15 protein-coding genes are annotated in these 18473 nt (G+C 46.9%); 3 read left to right on the top strand and 12 right to left on the bottom strand.

Annotated features, from left to right (window positions below):
* Positions 1-39 precede the first annotated feature (39 nt).
* From E4T80_RS01570 to fadR, 9 genes are all read right to left on the bottom strand, one after another.
* Positions 40-936, bottom strand: coding sequence for an ADP-ribosylglycohydrolase family protein (locus E4T80_RS01570; protein ID WP_135054321.1), 897 nt, complete (start codon positions 934-936; stop codon positions 40-42).
* Between the two features lie 7 nt (positions 937-943).
* Positions 944-2026 carry a phospho-N-acetylmuramoyl-pentapeptide-transferase gene (gene mraY, locus E4T80_RS01565; protein WP_135054319.1) on the bottom strand — a complete coding sequence of 361 codons (1083 nt, stop codon included), beginning with the start codon at positions 2024-2026 and terminating at the stop codon, positions 944-946.
* Between the two features lie 10 nt (positions 2027-2036).
* Positions 2037-3419 carry a UDP-N-acetylmuramoyl-tripeptide--D-alanyl-D-alanine ligase gene (gene murF, locus E4T80_RS01560; RefSeq protein ID WP_135054317.1) on the bottom strand — a complete coding sequence of 461 codons (1383 nt, stop codon included), beginning with the start codon at positions 3417-3419 and terminating at the stop codon, positions 2037-2039.
* An 800-nt stretch (positions 3420-4219) separates the two neighbouring features.
* Positions 4220-5728 carry a UDP-N-acetylmuramoyl-L-alanyl-D-glutamate--2,6-diaminopimelate ligase gene (gene murE / locus E4T80_RS01555; protein WP_135054315.1) on the bottom strand — a complete coding sequence of 503 codons (1509 nt, stop codon included), beginning with the start codon at positions 5726-5728 and terminating at the stop codon, positions 4220-4222.
* Positions 5725-7782 (bottom strand): penicillin-binding transpeptidase domain-containing protein, encoded by a 2058-nt coding sequence (locus E4T80_RS01550; RefSeq protein ID WP_135054313.1) that lies wholly within the window; start codon positions 7780-7782, stop codon positions 5725-5727. The genes murE and E4T80_RS01550 overlap by 4 nt, the downstream gene beginning before the upstream one ends.
* Complete coding sequence (gene ftsL / locus E4T80_RS01545) at positions 7779-8090, bottom strand: cell division protein FtsL (protein ID WP_047976263.1); 312 nt, start codon at positions 8088-8090, stop codon at positions 7779-7781. The genes E4T80_RS01550 and ftsL overlap by 4 nt, the downstream gene beginning before the upstream one ends.
* Entirely contained in the window at positions 8090-9031 is a 942-nt protein-coding gene (gene rsmH / locus E4T80_RS01540) for a 16S rRNA (cytosine(1402)-N(4))-methyltransferase RsmH (RefSeq protein WP_135054311.1), read from the bottom strand. The genes ftsL and rsmH overlap by 1 nt, the downstream gene beginning before the upstream one ends.
* A 12-nt stretch (positions 9032-9043) precedes the next feature.
* Entirely contained in the window at positions 9044-9502 is a 459-nt protein-coding gene (gene mraZ, locus E4T80_RS01535; RefSeq protein ID WP_047976261.1) for a division/cell wall cluster transcriptional repressor MraZ, read from the bottom strand.
* Between the two features lie 221 nt (positions 9503-9723).
* Positions 9724-10446, bottom strand: a complete 723-nt coding sequence (gene fadR, locus E4T80_RS01530; RefSeq protein ID WP_135054309.1) for a fatty acid metabolism transcriptional regulator FadR — start codon at positions 10444-10446, stop codon at positions 9724-9726.
* 161 nt (positions 10447-10607) lie between these two features.
* Between fadR and nhaB the strand changes: the two genes are divergently transcribed.
* Together nhaB and dsbB are read left to right on the top strand one after the other, a co-directional pair.
* Positions 10608-12152 carry a sodium/proton antiporter NhaB gene (gene nhaB / locus E4T80_RS01525; RefSeq protein ID WP_135054307.1) on the top strand — a complete coding sequence of 515 codons (1545 nt, stop codon included), beginning with the start codon at positions 10608-10610 and terminating at the stop codon, positions 12150-12152.
* 13 nt (positions 12153-12165) lie between these two features.
* On the top strand, positions 12166-12699 hold the full coding sequence (dsbB, locus tag E4T80_RS01520; RefSeq protein WP_135054305.1) for a disulfide bond formation protein DsbB: 534 nt from the start codon (positions 12166-12168) through the stop codon (positions 12697-12699).
* Positions 12700-12793: 94 nt separating this feature from the next.
* On the opposite strand, the gene grcA is transcribed toward dsbB, so the two are convergent.
* Complete coding sequence (gene grcA, locus E4T80_RS01515; protein WP_135054303.1) at positions 12794-13177, bottom strand: autonomous glycyl radical cofactor GrcA; 384 nt, start codon at positions 13175-13177, stop codon at positions 12794-12796.
* Positions 13178-13368: 191 nt separating this feature from the next.
* Here grcA and ung point away from each other — a divergent pair, with 191 nt between their 5' ends.
* The gene (gene ung, locus E4T80_RS01510) at positions 13369-14037 is read left to right on the top strand and encodes a uracil-DNA glycosylase (RefSeq protein ID WP_135054301.1); all 669 of its coding nucleotides are present in this window, start codon (positions 13369-13371) and stop codon (positions 14035-14037) included.
* A 165-nt stretch (positions 14038-14202) separates the two neighbouring features.
* Here ung and recG read toward each other — a convergent pair whose 3' ends face one another.
* Both recG and spoT read right to left on the bottom strand, forming a co-directional pair.
* On the bottom strand, positions 14203-16284 hold the full coding sequence (recG, locus tag E4T80_RS01505) for an ATP-dependent DNA helicase RecG (RefSeq protein WP_135054376.1): 2082 nt from the start codon (positions 16282-16284) through the stop codon (positions 14203-14205).
* Positions 16285-16319: 35 nt separating this feature from the next.
* Entirely contained in the window at positions 16320-18428 is a 2109-nt protein-coding gene (gene spoT, locus E4T80_RS01500) for a bifunctional GTP diphosphokinase/guanosine-3',5'-bis pyrophosphate 3'-pyrophosphohydrolase (protein ID WP_135054299.1), read from the bottom strand.
* Positions 18429-18473 lie beyond the last annotated feature (45 nt).

The raw sequence follows: 18473 nt of genomic DNA, 5'->3' as shown, positions 1-18473 counted from the left end.
TTGCCCGTTGCAAATATTTTCTGAAAACTGACCGCTTGTTTAATTAGGTTTGCGGACGAGTTGCAAGGCAATTTTCTCGATATCCTTTCTACGATACAGCCAATTAAGCCAATTTTCCGGGATGGTTTCTATCCCGTAGTAAGCACCGGCAATTTGTCCGCAAATTGCTGCGGTTGTATCGGCATCATCACCCAAATTCGCCGCTTTTAAAATCGCCTCTTTAAAATTATCTGTGTGCCAAAATGCCCATAATGCCGCCTCTAACGATTCAATCACAAAGCCTGATCCAATGATGTCATCTGCCGATTTTTCCTTAAATTGTTCTGACGTAATCACAGATAAACGATCAAACTTCGTCTGCTCAAAATCAAATAAATCGCTTTTATCTCTACCGCTCAACGCATTGAATAACAGTTGGGCGAAATATTCACAGGCTTGTAAACATTCTTCGGAGGCGTGCGTGGTTTTTGAACTTAAACGAGCATACTCTGCTAAATGTTCGGGCTGATGAAAATAAAAGAGCGGAATTGGCGCTAACCGCATTAATGATCCATTGCCTGAATATTTCGGGTCGATATTTTGGCTATACGCCACTTGAGTACGCTGAAATTCAAATAGCGATTGGATCGTATGTTTGCCTATTCCAAAGGCTTTACCCGTACTTGAATTATGCCCTGAACTCGCCCAATGCCAATATCGTTGCATTTGATCTTTCGGATCAAAGCCGTTACAGTCTAAAAGGCTTTCGGCTAAACATAACGCCATTGAGGTATCATCAGTCCATTGCCCTCTCTCAAGTTTAAACTTTCCGCCGCCGATCATCTCCGTCAATGGGTGAATAATCCTCTCCCTCGGGCAAAACTCAACGGTTGTGCCAACCGCATCACCGCAGGCTAACCCAACCAAACAGCCCTTTGCCCTGCTCTCTAAATTCATCTCGGTATTATCTCAACTTCAACGTTACCAAGCCGATTAACACCAACATTAAGGTGATAATCCAAAAACGCACGATAACACGAGGTTCCGGCCAGCCTTTAAGTTCAAAATGGTGGTGAATCGGCGCCATACGGAAAATACGTTTTTTGCGTAATTTGTATGAACCGACCTGCAAAATCACCGATAAGGCTTCGACCACAAATACGCCGCCCATAATCACCAGTAATAATTCTTGGCGGACTAACACTGCAATAATGCCCAATGCACCGCCGAGAGAGAGCGAGCCGACATCGCCCATAAACACTTGTGCCGGATAAGTGTTAAACCATAAAAAGCCCAGCCCTGCGCCGACAATCGCCGTACAGATAATTACCAATTCACCGCTGTATTTAATATAAGGTATGTGTAAATATTGGGCGAAATTATAGTTCCCCGTTGCCCACGCAATCAGCGCAAAAGCCGCAGCGACCATTACCACCGGCACAATCGCTAAGCCGTCCAAGCCGTCCGTGAGGTTCACCGCATTACTCGTGCCGACAATCACAAAATAGGTCAGCACAATATAAAGCAGCCCCAGTTGCGGCATCACTTCTTTAAAAAACGGCACAACCAGTTGAGTAGCGGCGCTATCCTTACCAATCGCATATAGACCGAACGCCGAAATAAGTGCGACCACCGATAACCAAAAATATTTCCAACGGGCGATTAAACCGTCCGTATTTTTGCGGGCGATTTTCCAGTAATCGTCCACAAAGCCAATCACACCGTAGCCGCCCAATACAAATAATACGAACCAAACATAAGGGTTACGCAGATCCGCCCACAGTAATGTACTGATGCCGATAGCGAATAAAATCATCACGCCGCCCATTGTCGGTGTGCCACGCTTTTTATAGTGGCTCTCCGGCCCGTCGTGGCGCACTTCCTGTCCGAATTTTAAGATCTGCAAACGGCGAATCACTGTCGGCCCGATTAGCAGCCCGATAATCAACGCCGTTAATAACGCCATAATGGAGCGAAATGTAATATACGACACCACATTAAACGCCGTATGGTATTGAACAAGATATTCAGCAAGCCAAACTAACATTGGTTAATCCTTAAAAAGTAACATTAAACGCACGACAAATTGAGCCGATCAGCTCTTCCATTTTTTGGCTGCGAGAGCCTTTTGCTAATAATACAAGCGGTTGATTTTCCGATTTTTTTTGCAAAATAACCGATAAGAGAAAATCCGCCATTTTGGTTTTATCCGTAAAATGATGAGCGTCATTTTGGCTGATTACACAGCTTTGCTCGCCGAAACTCACCACCAAATCCAGCTCGGCTTGGGCAACAAAATCCGCCACCTCTTGATGACGTGTGGCACTTTCCGCCCCCAGTTCCGCCATATCGCCCACCGCAAAAATGCGGAAAGCCGGATACTGTTTCAGCACGCTGACCGCCGATTTCATTGAATCGACATTTGCATTGTAGCTGTCGTCAATCAGCAACAGGTTTGGCGCAATCTCAATCGGGAACAATCGTCCTTTCACCATAGAACGCTGCTCAAGCCCGCCTTTCACAGCGGTTAAATCCGCGCCGACCGCCATTGCCAACGCCGCTGCCGCCAACGCATTACTGATATTATGCTCGCCCAAATACGGCAGGTTAATTTCAGTCTGCCCTTGCGGACTATGCAAGGTAAATTGCGAGCCGTTAAGGTTGAGGCGGATATCGCTCGCCCAGAAATCTGCCGTACTATCCTGTGCGGAAAAAGATTGTCTTTTTCGTGTACCAATCGCCGCTTGCCACTGCGGATAGTCATAATCCCGATTGACAATCGCCGTACCACTCGGCTTCAACCCCTGATAAATCTCCCCCTTCGCCTGCGCCACACCGGCAAGCGAGCCAAAACCTTCCAAATGGGCGGCGGCAACATTATTCACCAAACAGGCATCGGGTTGGGTCATCTCGCTGGTGTAAGCAATTTCACCGATATGGTTCGCCCCCAGTTCCACCACCGCAAATTGATGTTTCTTGGTAAGACGAAGTAAGGTTAATGGCACACCTAAGTCATTGTTTAAATTACCGAAAGTGTAAAGCACCTCGTCTTCACAAGCGGTCAGTTGTTGCAAAATTTTTGCGGCCATCTCTTTAACAGTCGTTTTTCCGGACGAACCGGTCATCGCCACCGTTTTCGGATTGAGCTTGGCTTTCAGCCATTTTGCCAACTGCCCTAATGCTAAACGGCTGTCGGTAACGATAATTTGTGGCACGTTCACCGCCATTTCTCGCTCCACCACGACTGCCACACAGCCTTGCGCCACCGCATTAGCTAAATAATCGTGAGCGTCAAATTTCTCGCCCTTTAATGCAAAAAATAGCCCCGATTTAACCGCTTGTCGGGTATCGGTGCTGATGTTTTCAATACTGACTTCGCCATTGCCGAGCAATCTACCGTTTAGGATCTCGGCAATCTGGTTTACTGTGAGTGTTATCATTATTTTTACTACTTTAGTTTTAAGCCTATCGTATCATTACTTATCTTTCCAAATCTCCCCTAACCCCTCTTTGCTAAAGAGGGGAATCCGATCGAGGCGAACAGCACATTTCACGAATATTATCTCTATTTCACATTGGTGTTGATATTTTCAATGCTGATCTCATCATTGCCAATCAATATGCTGTTTAGGATCTCGGCAATCTGGTTTAATGTGGGTGTTATCATTATTCACTACTTCAGTTTTAAGCCTATCGTACCGTTTAGCTATCTTTCCAAATCTCCCCTAACCCCTCTTTACTAAAGAGGGGAATTCTATCGAGGCGAACAATACATTCAGTGAATATAATCTCCATTTTTCCTATTCCATATCATTAAAGCACTTTGATATTCAAATCCCACTTAATCAGTCCCCCTCTTTAGCAAAGAGGGGCTAGGGGAGATTTGAAAAATCCTTATCGCCCGCTCAAATGCGGCTCTCACTCACTGCTCATCGAAAAACAGATTTCAAACGCCGCCTAACCAATCCCCCTCTTTAGCAAAGAGGGGCTAGGGGAGATTTGAAAAATCCTTATTACCCGCTCAAATGCGTTCTCACCCACTCCAAATCGGAAAACAGATTTCAAACACCGCCTAACCAATCCCTCTCTTTAGCAAAGAGGGGTTAGGGGAGATTTGAAAAATCCTTATCGCCCGCTCAAATGCGTTCTCACCCACGGCTCATCGGAAAACAAATATTCAAACGATACCTAACCAGTTCCCCTCTTTAGCAAAGAGAGGCTAGGGGAGATTTAAAAAAACTTATTGCCCGCTCAAATACTCTCTCGCCCATTGTTGATCAGAAAACGGGTATTTTTTCGTGCCGAGAATTTGGTAGTCCTCGTGCCCTTTGCCGGCAATCAATACGACATCTTTCGGTTCAGCTTGAGCAATGGCTTGTTCAATTGCATATTGGCGAATGTGCATTGTCTGCACTATTTTCGGTTTCTTAAAGCCTTTCATAATATCGGCAAAAATCACATCCGGATCTTCGGTGCGGGGATTATCATCCGTAACAATCACCTTATCCGCCCACTGTTCGGCGATAGACGCCATTAGCGGACGCTTACCGCTATCTCGATCACCGCCGCAACCAAACACGCACCAAAGCTCGCCCTCGCAATGCAAACGTGCCGCGTCTAAGGCTTTTTCGAGAGCATCCGGCGTATGAGCGTAATCGACAATCACCATCGGCGCTTCGCTGTTCCCGCCCGTTACCGTTACCGCTTCCATTCGCCCGCTTACACCCGTTAAAAGCGGTGCGGTTTCGACTAATTTTTGCAAATCATAGCCCAACGCCAGCAGCCCTGCCAATGCAGTTAAGAGATTGCTCACATTGAATGCGCCGATTAGACGGCTCTCAATCGTGCCACCGCCCCAGCTAGATTCAAACTCAATCCTCGCCCCTTGTAATGTATAAGCAATGTGTTTCGCTTGTAACCAGCGAGCTTGATTTAGTGAGCGATCTTTTTCAATGCTCACTGCCACCGCCTGCGGCAAGGCAGGCAGCCATTCACGCCCAATCTCGTCATCAGCATTAATTACCTGTTGCTTGCTTGCCAATTCACCAAATAAACGGTATTTTGCCTGCGCATATTCCGCCATTGTGTGATGATAATCTAAGTGATCGCGGCTTAAATTGGTGAATACTGCCAAATCAAAAGCTAAAGCTTCGGCACGGTATTGGGCTAAGCCGTGTGATGACACTTCCATTGCACAAAAATCAGCGCCTTGAGCCACAAAATCCGCTAAGTTGTGTTGAATTTCCACCGCCGATCCGGTGGTATTAACCGCTTCTTTCACCTGCCCGAAAAGCCCGTTGCCGATCGTCCCCATTACTGCGGCTTTCCCGCCAAGTAAATTTTGCCACTGGGCAAGCAGTTGCGCCGTAGTGGTTTTGCCATTGGTGCCGGTAATGCCGACTAAGGTCAATTTTTGTGAGGGGTCAGCGTAAAATGCACCGGCAATCTCGGATAAACGCTGCGCCAAGTTCGGCACATTCAACACGCAAGCGGTTGGATTTTCCGCCGAATTTGCAAATTTTTCGTCTAAACTGACCGCCTGTTGTGCTTCATCGGCTTCCGCTAAAATCAATCCCACCCCTTGTGCCAGTGCAGCCGGAATAAATTGGCGACCGTCTAATTGATGCCCCTTGAGTGCCACAAATAAATCCCCCGATTGCACTTGGCGGCTGTCGAGGGTCATTTGGCGTAAAGGGGAAAGGCTTGTCCAATCAGACAATTTGGGAAAGAAAGGCAGTAAGCGTTTCATTGCTGTTCCTCTTGAAAATGGTTCGGTTTAAGTTGGCGGATGGCATTTCTCTCCGCTTCGCTGACATTATCCGGCTTGAGATTACGGGCTTTCAGCGTGTAGCCCATAATGCTTGAAAATAATGGGGCGGAGATCGCACCGCCGTAGTAAGCACCCGCTTTCGGCTCGTTAATCAAGACCACTAAGGCAAAACGCGGATCGGACGCCGGCGCAATACCCGCCGTGTAAGCAATATATTTTTCCACATATTTGCCCTTTTCGAGCTTACGGGCCGTACCGGTTTTGACAGCGACACGGAAACCGTCCACCGCAGCCCGCTGTCCGCCCTCGCCTTTTTGGGCGACACTCTCCATCATATGCACAACTTCACGGGTAATTTTTTCCGGCAGTACCCGCTCGCCAATCACCGGTGGATCGACTTTAGTGATCGATAACGGGCGATAAATGCCGAAACTGCCGAGAGTGGCATAGGCCCGCACTAATTGGAGCGGGGTAACGCTCAAACCGTAGCCATAAGAAAGGGTGGCACGTTCAATATCCGCCCAACGTTTGCGATCGCCGTTCGAGCCTTTTTGCTCGCCGAGCCCTAAACCCGTATCTTTGCCAAAACCGACTTTTGAGTAGGTGTCCACCAATGCCGTAGAAGGCATTCTTAACGCTAATCGGCTCACGCCCACGTTACTGGATTTTTGCAAAATACCGGTCAGCGTCAGGCTTTCCCTTGGCGCAACATCACGGATAGTATGCCCGTTTACCACGAAAGGTCGGGTGTTAATCACTTCGGAAAGGTAGGTTACTTTGTTTTGCAATGCGGTTAAGACCACCAGCGGTTTCACCGTCGAACCGGGTTCAAAGGTATCGGTAATCACACGGTTGCGCGCCAATTCGGACTTAAATTCGCTACGGTTATTCGGGTTAAACGAGGGCGCATTCGCCATTGCTAAAATTTCCCCCGTTTGAATATCCACCAATACCGCCGAACCGGATTCCGCCTTATTTTCCAGCACCGCTTTTTTAATCTCTCGATACACCATTGATTGCAATTCTTCGTCAATACTTAACACCACATCTTGCGGGTCGTACTGCTGTTCATTGCGTACCTGCTCAATCATATTGCCACGGGCATCTTTACGGATAACCTGTTTGCCGTTTTTGCCGATCAACAAGCCGTCAAAACTGCGTTCCAGCCCTTCCGTACCTTGTTTGTCGTCCACATCGGTAAAGCCTATCAGTTGGGAAACTTCTTCCGCCATAGGATAGAAACGGCGGAACTCCATTTTCAGCACCAAACCGCCGATATTTAAGGCTTTCGCATAGTCAGCGATGGTTTCAGGTTCGTGGCGGGAAATGTAAATAAAACGCTGTTCGGAAGCCTGGTAGAGTTTATCCATCAAGGATTTATATTTTTGATTGACACTCTTAGCCAGCTCTTGCATTTTTTCACGCTCAAGGCGGATCGTTTCATTTTCAATACGCACAAAAGCCGACTGCGGATTATTGCGCACTTTTTCGATCAATGTGTGATAATCCAACTCGGTCGCACGGGCAAGTAACTGCCAATAATCATCGCTTTGAATATTAAAAATTGCACGGGGATCGTATTTTTTACTGCCTTTTACCGCTTTTTGCTTAATAAAATTTTCAACTTTCGACTCAATTTTGCCAGCAGACACATTCATTTCCATTGCCAAATTACGCCACTGTGCTTTGCTGCGTTTTAATTTGCTGTCGAAATATTCCTTTGGATCGAGCGTAATCGAGTACATCGGTACGCTGATAGAAAGGACACGCCCGTGGCGATCCAAAATTTTGCCTCGTGTAAAATTGAGGGTTTGAGTACGCAAAGAGCGGTTATTCGCTTCTTTAATTAACCGCTCGGCATCCGTTACCTGTAAATAGACACTTTGTGCCGCCAACGCCAACGCCATTGCGAGAATCAATAACGCAACAACGACAAACCGAATCGGCAAAAAACTCGGCTCATTTTTGAGCGTTGCTGCCGATTCAGGCTGTTTTGGCGCTTTAGGCTTGTTAAACTTAACGGATTTACTCATTCTACTAAAATTACTTCTTGCTCTTTCTTAATCGGCTGTAAACCAAATTTTTCCGCCACCGCTTCTACACGGGATTTTTGGCTTCTGGAATTTTCCTCTAACTGCAAATGCACATATTGATGTTCCAGCTTTTGATTAGTCTGCACCAATTTCCCTTGCTCTGCGGTCAATAACCGAGTTTGGTGGGTGATCCAAATGGTTGCCACGGCACTGGCAATGACCCCTAACAGTAAAAACAGTGCCACTTTGTTGTGGCTGGTCAAATCGTCCAAAATCACTTGGCGCAGCGGATAACGTGTTTGTGCCATTAGCATTTCTCCGCAATCCGTAACACCGCACTGCGTGAGCGGGGGTTTGCCGCAATTTCTGCCTCGCTCGGCATCACCGCTTTGCCGATCGTTTTCAACGGAATATTTTTGGTTAATTCACTCTCTAAAATCGGCAACCCTTTCGGTACTGCCTCACCTTTGCTGTGCTTGCGCATAAACTGCTTAACCATTCTGTCTTCAAGGGAATGGAAACTGATGATCGACAAACGCCCTTGCGGTGCTAATACGGATAATGCCGACTGCAAAGCCTTTTCCAATTCGTCCAATTCACTGTTGATAAAAATGCGGATCGCTTGGAACGAACGGGTCGCAGGATGCTTATGCTTATCTTTAAACGGCACGGCTGCCGCAATAATCTCGGCTAATTGCAAAGTGCGTGAAATTTTTTCATTTGCAGATTGATTATAGGAAACGACCGCTTGCGCAATGCGTTTTGCAAACCGCTCTTCACCAAATGTTTTTAACACCCAAGCCAGATCCTCGACCGACACTTGCGCCAGCCACTCCATTGCCGATAAGCCTTTGGTGGTATCCATTCGCATATCCAACGGCCCGTCCCGCATAAAGCTAAACCCCCGCTCGGCTTCGTCAATTTGAGGGGAAGAGACGCCCAGATCGAGCAAAACACCGTCTATTTTGCCGACTAAATCAAGGGACTGGCAAATGTCCGGCAATGCCGAAAATGCACTGTGGATAATGCGAAAACGAGGATCTTGAATGGTTTTTGCTTCGGCAATCGCACGGGGATCACGGTCAATCGCAATCAAACGCCCTTGTGGTGATAATTGGCTTAAAATCAAACGGGAATGACCACCTCGCCCAAATGTGCCATCAATATAAATCCCCTCCGGCTTGATCGCCAAGCCTGCAACGGCCTCGTGCAATAAGACGGTAATATGCTGCGCTGAAGTGTGATTCATTTGATGTTCCAATTATAACGAGAGATTTTTTAGTGCATCGCAGTCGAGCATTTCCGCCGAACTGCCCAAAGCAAGATCTTCGGCAATCTGTATTTGCCATTGTTTTTCTTGCCAAATTTCAAATTTATTGAGCTGCCCGACAAACATAATACTGTGTTCAAGTTGAGCGTGCTGGCGTAATGTCGGGCTAAGCAAGATGCGTCCGGCATTGTCCATTTCACATTCGGTCGCAAAGCCTTGCATTACCCGCTGAATACGGCGTTGCATCGGGTCAAAATTAGAAAGTGCCAACAGTTTTTGTTCGACAACTTCCCATTCGTGCAGAGGGTAAAGCAGTAAGCAAGGCTGGCGGATATCCACCGTACACACCAAGCTCCCTTGATGCTGTTCTAACAAGCCGGCACGATAACGGGTCGGGATCGCAAAACGCCCTTTGCTGTCTAAGCTGATCGCACTGGCTCCCCGAAACATAACCTTGCCCTTTCGACTTTCAGTTTTTTACTGATTGATAGACACTGAAAAAGTTCCCACAAATACCCACTTTTTCCCACACGAATGGAATTTTATACATTAAGCACTGACTGGGCAAGGTTTTATTCCGTTATTTTGGTTGGTAACAAGGAGAGAGGAACAATAAAAAAGAAAATCCCACTACTATTAACAGTGGGATCTAGAAAACCGTATTCGGTGATTTACTCGCCAAAATTTTCCGGTAGTTGTTTAAGCACATCCGCCCATAATACCGTGCTTGCTTGGCGGTGCATTGCAATATAATCGCTCGCCTTTCGGCTGTCTTTCACACGACAAGCCTGTTTTAAATGGCGGTAGAACGCTAAGGTGGTTTGGCGAAACTCTGTGCTATTAAATACCAGCTCCGCCACTTTGTGATACAGTTCTTGGAAGCTGTTTAAAATTAAGCCGTAAACGGGCTTATCTGCAATAAAGGTAAATTGGTGATAGAGCTTATAATCGAAACGGGCAAACGAGCAGGCATCGTCCACCAAATCGTCTAAATCCTGAAATGCCTCATAGGCTGCTTCAGGGTTAAGCCGGATAGCTTCGGGAATATAATATTCTCCCATTCGGGTACGCAGGGATACCACATTGGAGATAATCATCGGTGTAATTGAACGATCGAGCTTAATCAAAGTGCCGATAATATTCGGACCGGCAGTTTCCCACACGTTATTTACCCTCGTAGGTTTGCCGTGTTGGATATTCAGCCAACCATCACGAGCCAAACGCTGCAACACTTCACGCAAGGTCGTGCGTGTTACACCGATAATATCGGCTAATTCACGTTCTGCCGGTAAGTCCGATCCTGCCGGAAAATGATGATTCCAAATGCTTTTAACAATATATTCCTCTGCCAATGCAGCCGGACTTTGTGCTTTTAGTAGCTCAGATGTATCCATTGATTCGTTTCCGATGGGGTAATGGTGAAAAAATACTCCATTATAGAGGTAAAAAATGTGACCTAGTTATCAAAAATAAAATTATCTACTCGCTTCGCTATTATCGTTTAATCTAAAAAAGATTACAATCAACAAAATCTATACTTAAATTGAATAAAACTATGAATAACCTTGATGCAATCTTTAAAAATTTTCTGGGGAAAGCACCGGAGTGGTACAAAATCAGTATTCTTGCCTTTCTCATCATTAACCCGTTACTCTACTTTTTTATTAGCCCGTTTATTGCCGGCTGGGCGTTGGTTGCGGAGTTCATTTTTACCTTAGCAATGGCACTCAAATGCTATCCGTTACAGCCCGGCGGCTTGCTGGCAATTGAGGCTATTATTATCGGTATGACCAAAGCCGATCACATCAAGCACGAAATAATGGCAAATTTTGAAGTTGTTCTATTATTGATGTTTATGGTGGCAGGCATCTACTTTATGAAACGCTTGCTACTTTATATCTTTACAAAACTCTTAGTCGCCATTCACTCGAAAAAAATCCTCTCCCTCGCCTTTTGCCTCAGTGCCGCCTTTCTCTCTGCTTTCCTTGATGCACTCACTGTGATTGCTGTGATTATCAGTGTCGGAATGGGCTTCTATAAAGTGTATCACAAAGTCGCCTCCGGCGGCGGATTTGAAGAAGAAGGGGATGAATCCTGCCACGATGACCAACTCATCAATAATAAACAAATTCTTGAACAGTTTCGAGGCTTTCTGCGCAGCCTGTTGATGCACGCCGGCGTAGGCAGTGCCTTAGGAGGGGTAATGACAATGGTCGGCGAGCCGCAAAATTTAATCATTGCCAACCAATCCGGCTGGGGCTTCGGGGAATTTTTCCTGCGTGTTGCACCAATCAGCGTGCTGGTGTTAATCAGCGGCGCATTAACCTGCTATTTTTTGGAAAAATACAAACTTTTCGGCTACGGCGACCGCTTGCCACGCAAAGTTTGGGTGGTATTAGCGCAATACAATCAACGTAAAGAGCAAGAGATGACCAAACAGGATCGGTTAAAGCTGGTCTTTCAAGGCATTGCGGGCGTGTGGTTGGTGATCGGTTTAGCCTTACACCTTGCCGATGTCGGCTTAATCGGGCTGTCCGTCATTATTTTCGTAACCGCTTTCTGCGGTGTAACCGATGAACATTCCCTCGGAAAAGCCTTCCAAGAATCTCTGCCGTTCACTGCTTTATTGGTCGTCTTTTTCTCAATCGTTGCCGTCATTGTCGATCTCAAATTATTTGACCCGATTATTCAATATGTGCTTTCCGCCCAAGAAAGCTCGCAACTGGCACTGTTCTATATCTTTAACGGTTTACTCTCAATGATCTCCGATAACGTGTTTGTCGGCACAGTCTATATCAATGAAGCAAAAGCCGCCCTTGAAGCAGGTGTTATCGGGCGTGAGCAATTCGATTTAGTCGCGGTAGCAATCAATACCGGTACTAACTTGCCGTCTGTTGCCACACCAAACGGGCAAGCCGCTTTCTTATTCCTGCTGACCTCTGCGATCGCACCTTTAATTCGTTTATCCTATGGACGAATGGTCTATATGGCATTACCATACACCTTTGTACTGTCGCTGGTCGGCTTCTTCGCATTAAAAGTGCTGTTGCCGGGTCTGACCATCTTAATGACAGAATGGGGTTGGTTAATCACTCGCTAATTCAAGGATTCGTATGTTTGCTTATTTTAAAGATCTCTCATTAAGCCGCAAGGCGTGGTTTCTGCTCACCATAAGTTGCTGTGCGTTAGAAGCTACCGCCTTATATTTTCAGCACGGAATGGGGCTTAAGCCTTGCGTAATGTGCATTTACGAACGGCTGGCACTCTTCGCTATTCTAGCCGCCGGCATACTGGGCGTACTCGCCCCAAAAATCACCTTAGTACGCTGGGCAGCCTTGGCATTAGGGCTATACGGTGCAATCAAAGGGCTGCTGCTTGCCCTCAAACATACGAATTACCAACTTCACCCTGCCCCTTGGAATCAATGCTCGCCTTTTGTCGATTTTCCCGATACGCTACCGTTGCATAAATGGTTTCCCTATCTGTTTGAAGCGACCGGTGATTGCGGCAAAATCAGTTGGCAATTTTGGGGGCTTTCAATGCCGCAGTGGCTGATTGCTATTTTTGCCGTTTATTTGGTGATATTTGTGCTGATTACGCTTAGCCAGTTTAAACGCACACGCAGACAGCGGGATCTTTTTCATTAAGCAGGTTTTGCAAAAAACCATCGTAAAACGACCGCTTGCAATGCAAACGGTCGTTCAACTTTAACCATTATCCTGCTAAACGCAGGCACTGAAATTATAGGCTTTCAGTGAAAGTACGGGTGATAACATCACGCTGTTGTTCCGGTGTTAAAGAGTTAAAACGTACCGCATAACCTGATACACGAATCGTTAATTGCGGGTATTTTTCCGGATTTCTCACCGCATCTTCTAAGGTTTCACGGCGTAATACATTCACGTTTAAGTGCTGACCGCCTTCAACCTTAATCGTCGGCGCAACATTTACCGGTACTTCACGATAAGCGATTTGACCTAACTCGCTGATTGCGATAATTTGGTCTTCTTGGAAATCACCTTTTGCCGCTAAGCAACGGGCTTCGTTTTTTTCTTCATCTAACAACCAGAAAGAATTTAACAAGTTTTTGTTTGCAGACTCGGTGATTTGTACGCCTTTGATCATTTTAAGCTCCTAGTAGGGTTAAATATTAAAAAAGTTGAAATTTTCAAAAATATTTGAGTATTCTAACCTGAAACGGATAAAATGCGAGAGATTTTTGAGCATTTTTTGGAAAAATTACGTAAACGAGTAAAAAACAAACGAATTTTAACAACCCTATTTCAACCCTCAACAATCTATTAACAGGTAAGACGATGAAAACGTGGACAGAAGCCATCGGCGATGAAAAAGCCCAACCTTATTTCCAACATATTCTCCATTATGTGCATAATGAACGGTGCGTTGGTAAAACCGTTTACCCACCGCAAAATGAAGTGTTTAGTGCCTTTGCGCTGACTGAATTTGAACAGGTGAAAGTCGTCATACTCGGGCAAGATCCCTACCACGGTCCTAACCAAGCCCACGGCTTATCTTTCTCGGTTAAACCCGGTATCGCTCCGCCACCCTCACTGCTCAATATGTATAAAGAGTTAGCCCAAGATGTGAATTTTCAGATACCGCAACACGGCTATTTGATCGACTGGGCAAAACAAGGCGTGCTAATGCTCAATACCGTATTAACCGTTGAACAGGGCAAAGCACATTCCCACGCAAATATCGGCTGGGAAACCTTTACCGACAAGGTTATTCACCAACTCAATCAACATCGGGAAAAACTGGTGTTCTTACTATGGGGAAGCCACGCCCAGAAAAAAGGGCAATTTATCGACCGTAACCGCCACTGTGTCCTCACAGCCCCCCATCCATCACCGCTCTCTGCTCATCGAGGTTTTTTCGGTTGCCGCCACTTTTCCAAAGCCAACGACTATCTTCGTTCACAAGGGCTTAGTGAAATCAACTGGCAATTACCGCTCACCCTTTAGCCCTTACAAGCGGTAAGTTTTGTGCCATTTTCTACAAAATGCTGCCGCTTTGACACAAATATGGGGAGTGCCATATCAGCAATTCAATGTGCTTAAACGGGCGACTGCATAGCACTTGATCTACTACCACCATTTTCTCAATATCAAACGGATCTAACCGCTTGCTTAGGCGTTGCTGTATTCGGTTTTTTGGTCGAGCCAGCGGCGGATCAGTTTTTCTGCCGTGTCAGGTTGTTCTAAAATCAACCGTTTGGCATAGGTCTGCACTAAGGGGATCATCTTGCGATCACGCATCAGATTGGCAATCTTAAACTCCACCATTCCCGTCTGTTTCGTTCCAAGAATTTCGCCCGTACCTCGAATTTCAAGATCTTTTTCGGCAATCACAAAGCCGTCTTGGCTATCTCTCAACACTTGCAAACGTTTGCCGGAAATTTTGCCGAGCGGTGCTTTATACATCAAAACACAGTGAGAAGCAGTTGCGCCCCGCCCGACACGCCCACGCAGTTGATGGAGCTGTGCTAAACCCAGTCGCTCGGAATTTTCAATGATCATCAAGCTGGCATTCGGCACATCAACCCCAACCTCAATCACGGTGGTTGCCACCAACAAATCAAGATTGCCCTGCTTAAATTCCGCCATAATCGCTTGTTTTTCTTGGGGTTTCATTCGCCCGTGCACTAAGCCGATGCGTAAATCCGGCAATGCCCGTTGCAAATCTTCTGCCGTTGCTGCGGCAGCTTGCGCTTCCAGTACTTCCGACTCGTCAATCAAGGTACAAACCCAATAGGCTTGACGCTTTTCCTGCTTACAGGCACGGTAAACCCGCTGAACAATTTCCGCCCGCCGATCTTCCGAAATCGCCACGGTTGTAATCGGTGTACGCCCCGGCGGCAATTCATCAATAATGGAGGTATCTAAATCCGCATATACGGTCATCGCCAGTGTGCGAGGAATCGGGGTGGCGGTCATAATCAGTTGATGGGGATAAACATCGCCCTTTGCACCCTTTTCCCGTAAGGTTAGCCGTTGATGCACGCCGAAACGGTGCTGTTCGTCAATAATCACTAATGCCAAATGGTGAAATTCAACCTGATCTTGAAATAAGGCGTGTGTACCGATGATCATTTGCACGCTACCGCTTTGGATTGCTTCTAGCTGGGCTTTGCGCGCTTTCCCCTTCACTTTACCTGCCAGCCAGCCCACTTCAATCCCGAAAGGTTGCAGCCAGTTAGCGAAATTATGGGCGTGCTGCTCGGCAAGAATTTCGGTGGGTGCCATTAGTGCTACCTGCTTGCCGTTATCAATCGCCAATAATGCGGCAAGGGCTGCCACTAAGGTTTTTCCCGATCCGACATCGCCCTGTACTAAACGCATCATCGGGTGAGGGCGGGCAAGATCCTGCTCTATCTCCGCCACCACTCTACGCTGTGCATTGGTCGGCTGAAACGGTAGCGTGGCGAGAAAGCGGGTTTTAAGATCCGTTTGATATTGTAACGGCTCGGCAAAATGTTGTTGCACGCCGATACGGATTTGCTGCATCGCCAAATTATGCGCCAATAATTCCTCAAAAATCAGCCGTTTTTGTGCCGGATGCTCGCCTTGCTCTAATTGTGCGGAGGAAATACTCGGTGGCGGGCGGTGTAACAGTTGCAGTGCCTGTTTGAGACTATATCGGTGGGGATTAAATTCATCGGGTAATAGTTCGGCAACTTGAACTTTATCCAATAGCGCCAAGGCTTGATCGGTCAATTTACGCAGTGCCGCCTGCTTTAAACCTTCGGTTGTGGAATAAATCGGCGTAAGGGTTCCTGCCAATACAAGCGGTTGGTTGCCACGAATAATTTGATATTCAGGGTGGTGAATTTCCGCCATATAACGCCCCCGTTTAATCTCCCCAAAGGCTTTCACCCTTGTCCCTGCAGCAAGGCTGTTTTTCATTCCGGCATTAAAATTGAAGAATTTGAGGGTAATTTTGCTCGTGCCGTCCGACAAGGTGGTCGATAAAATCGGGCGTTTGCCGAACTGCACTTCGGTCAGTTGTACAATGCCCTCAATGGTTGCGTAAGACTCGGGGCGTAAATCGGCGATCGGCGTGATGCGGGTGCGATCTTCATAACGGATCGGCAAATGGAACAGTAAATCCTGCACGTTATTGATGCCAATACGGCTAAGTTTTGCCGAAATTGCCGCCCCAACCCCTGATAATGCCGTAAGCGGCACGCCGTCTAATAACTGTTGCACCATTTTAGCCACACCGTCAGAATTAAAACTTTTGCAAATTAAAGGGGCGAGCGCACCGCTTGTACCGTGCCGGGTAAGTGGCTGATCTTCGCCAAAATATCGTCCAGATGGGCTTTACTTTGCACCGCCACCCGCAATAAAACTTGGTACACGCCGCCTTCTCTCGCTTGGCTTTGAATACTCAAAATATTGCTGTTTAATTTGGCGATTGTGCCGGTAATATCCGCCAACACGCCTTGTCGATTTAAAATATCCACGCAAATTTCCGCTTCAAATTCCGCCTGCTGATCTTGAGCAAGCTCCCAATTAACCGGCGTATAGCGACGTTTATCGCTGATATAATCCTTCACATTACGGCACATCACATTATGAATCGTCAAGCCTTTGCCTGAATTGATATGGGCGATAATGTCATCACCCGGCACCGGCAAACAACACTGGGCAAAGCAAATCAAGCCGCCTGTTCCGCCGCCAATCGCTAGCGGGCGAACGCCCTCTTTGCTCGGCATATCCACTTCCATCGCTTGCCCGCTTAGGTAGTGGGCAACCACACCACTGATCTGATTACCCAAGCCGATTTCCGCTAACAGATCGTCAAAACTTGTCAATTTCAGCTCTTTCAGCAGTTTATCAATCACAAGCGGGTCGATCGTATCGAAAGTTTGCAACTGGAGAGATAATAGTAGCTGACGGCGACCGAGGGCAATCGCATCGCTGCGTTGCTGGCGTTTTAAGGTATTCCGAATACTTGAGCGGGCTTTGGCAGTTACCACAAAATTAAGCCATAACGCATTGAGGCAGACAGTGTCGGCAGTGAGAATTTCAATCGTTTGCCCCGATTGCAGCGGCTCGGACAACGGATAAGGCGAGCGATCCACCATTGCACCAATGCAGCGATCGCCAATGTCAGTATGCAACGTGTAGGCAAAATCCACCGCCGTCGCATTGGCAGGCAGTTGGACAATCCGACCTTTCGGGGTAAAGACATAAATATCGCTGGAAAAGAGATCAGATTTGACGTTCTCAATAAATTCAGCGGAATTGCCCGCACTTTGTTGCATTTCCACAATGCTTTTAAGCCATTGATGCACCCGTAGCTGCACGCTGGTACTTTCCTGCCCCTGATAACCCCAGTGTGCCGCCACACCGAGCCGAGCCTGTTGATCCATTTCTTCGGTGCGAATTAATACATCGACCGGCACACCTTTCGGACCAATCATTGAAGTATGCAGCGATTGATAGCCGTTGGTTTTCGGCACGGCAATATAATCTTTCACTTGGAAAGGGCGTGGCTTGTAGAGAGCGTGCATTTGCCCTAACACTCGGTAGCAGTTGTCCAGCGACTCCACCACCACCCGAAACGAGTAAATATCTAAAATTGAGTTAAAACGCTGCTCTTTTTTACGCATATTTTCATAAAGATAGTAGAGCGGGCGTTCTTTGCCGTAAAGGCGGGCTTTAATGCCCACTTCTTGCAGGCGGGTTTGAATATCGCGGCTGATACGGGCGATCATCTCTTGATGTGTGCCACGGGCGGTTTCAATCGCTTTTTTAATCACACAATAGCGGTAGGGGTACATTGCCTCCAAGCAGAGATCTTCCAACTCATTTTTAATATGTTCAATACCTAAGCGGTGGGCAAGGGGAGTGTAGATTTCGAGGGTCTCTTTGGCGATACGGCGGCGTTTATCCGGGCGCAACGCCCCAAGGGTGCGCATATTGTGGGTGCGGTCTGCCAACTTAATCAAGACCACCCGCACATCTTTGGTCATCGCCAAAATCATTTTGCGGAAATTTTCCACCTGCGCTTCTTGACGGGTACGGAATTTCAGTTTGTCTAACTTGGATACGCCTTGCACGATTTCGGCGGTACTCACGCCAAATTCTGCCGCCAACTGCTCTTCGGTATAGGGGGTATCTTCAATCACATCGTGCAACAACGCCGCCATTATTGCCTCGTGGTCGAGTTTCATTTCGGCAATAATGCCCGCTACCGCTACCGGATGCGTAATATACGGCTCGCCGCTAGAGCGAAACTGCCCTTCGTGCGCCTGTTTGGCAACCTCATACGCCCGCTTCACCATTTGGATTTGCGCTTGCGGCAAATAGCGTTGAATAATCTGATTTAGACTGTCAAAAATTTCCATACCTCACCCCGAATAATCTGATCTCAATCCCCTAGATACAAAATG

This window comes from Muribacter muris, from assembly GCF_004569585.1.
GTDB lineage: Bacteria > Pseudomonadota > Gammaproteobacteria > Enterobacterales > Pasteurellaceae > Muribacter > Muribacter muris.
The sequence above is the reverse complement of the archived record's forward strand: the minus strand, read 5'-3'. Positions and strand labels throughout refer to the sequence as shown.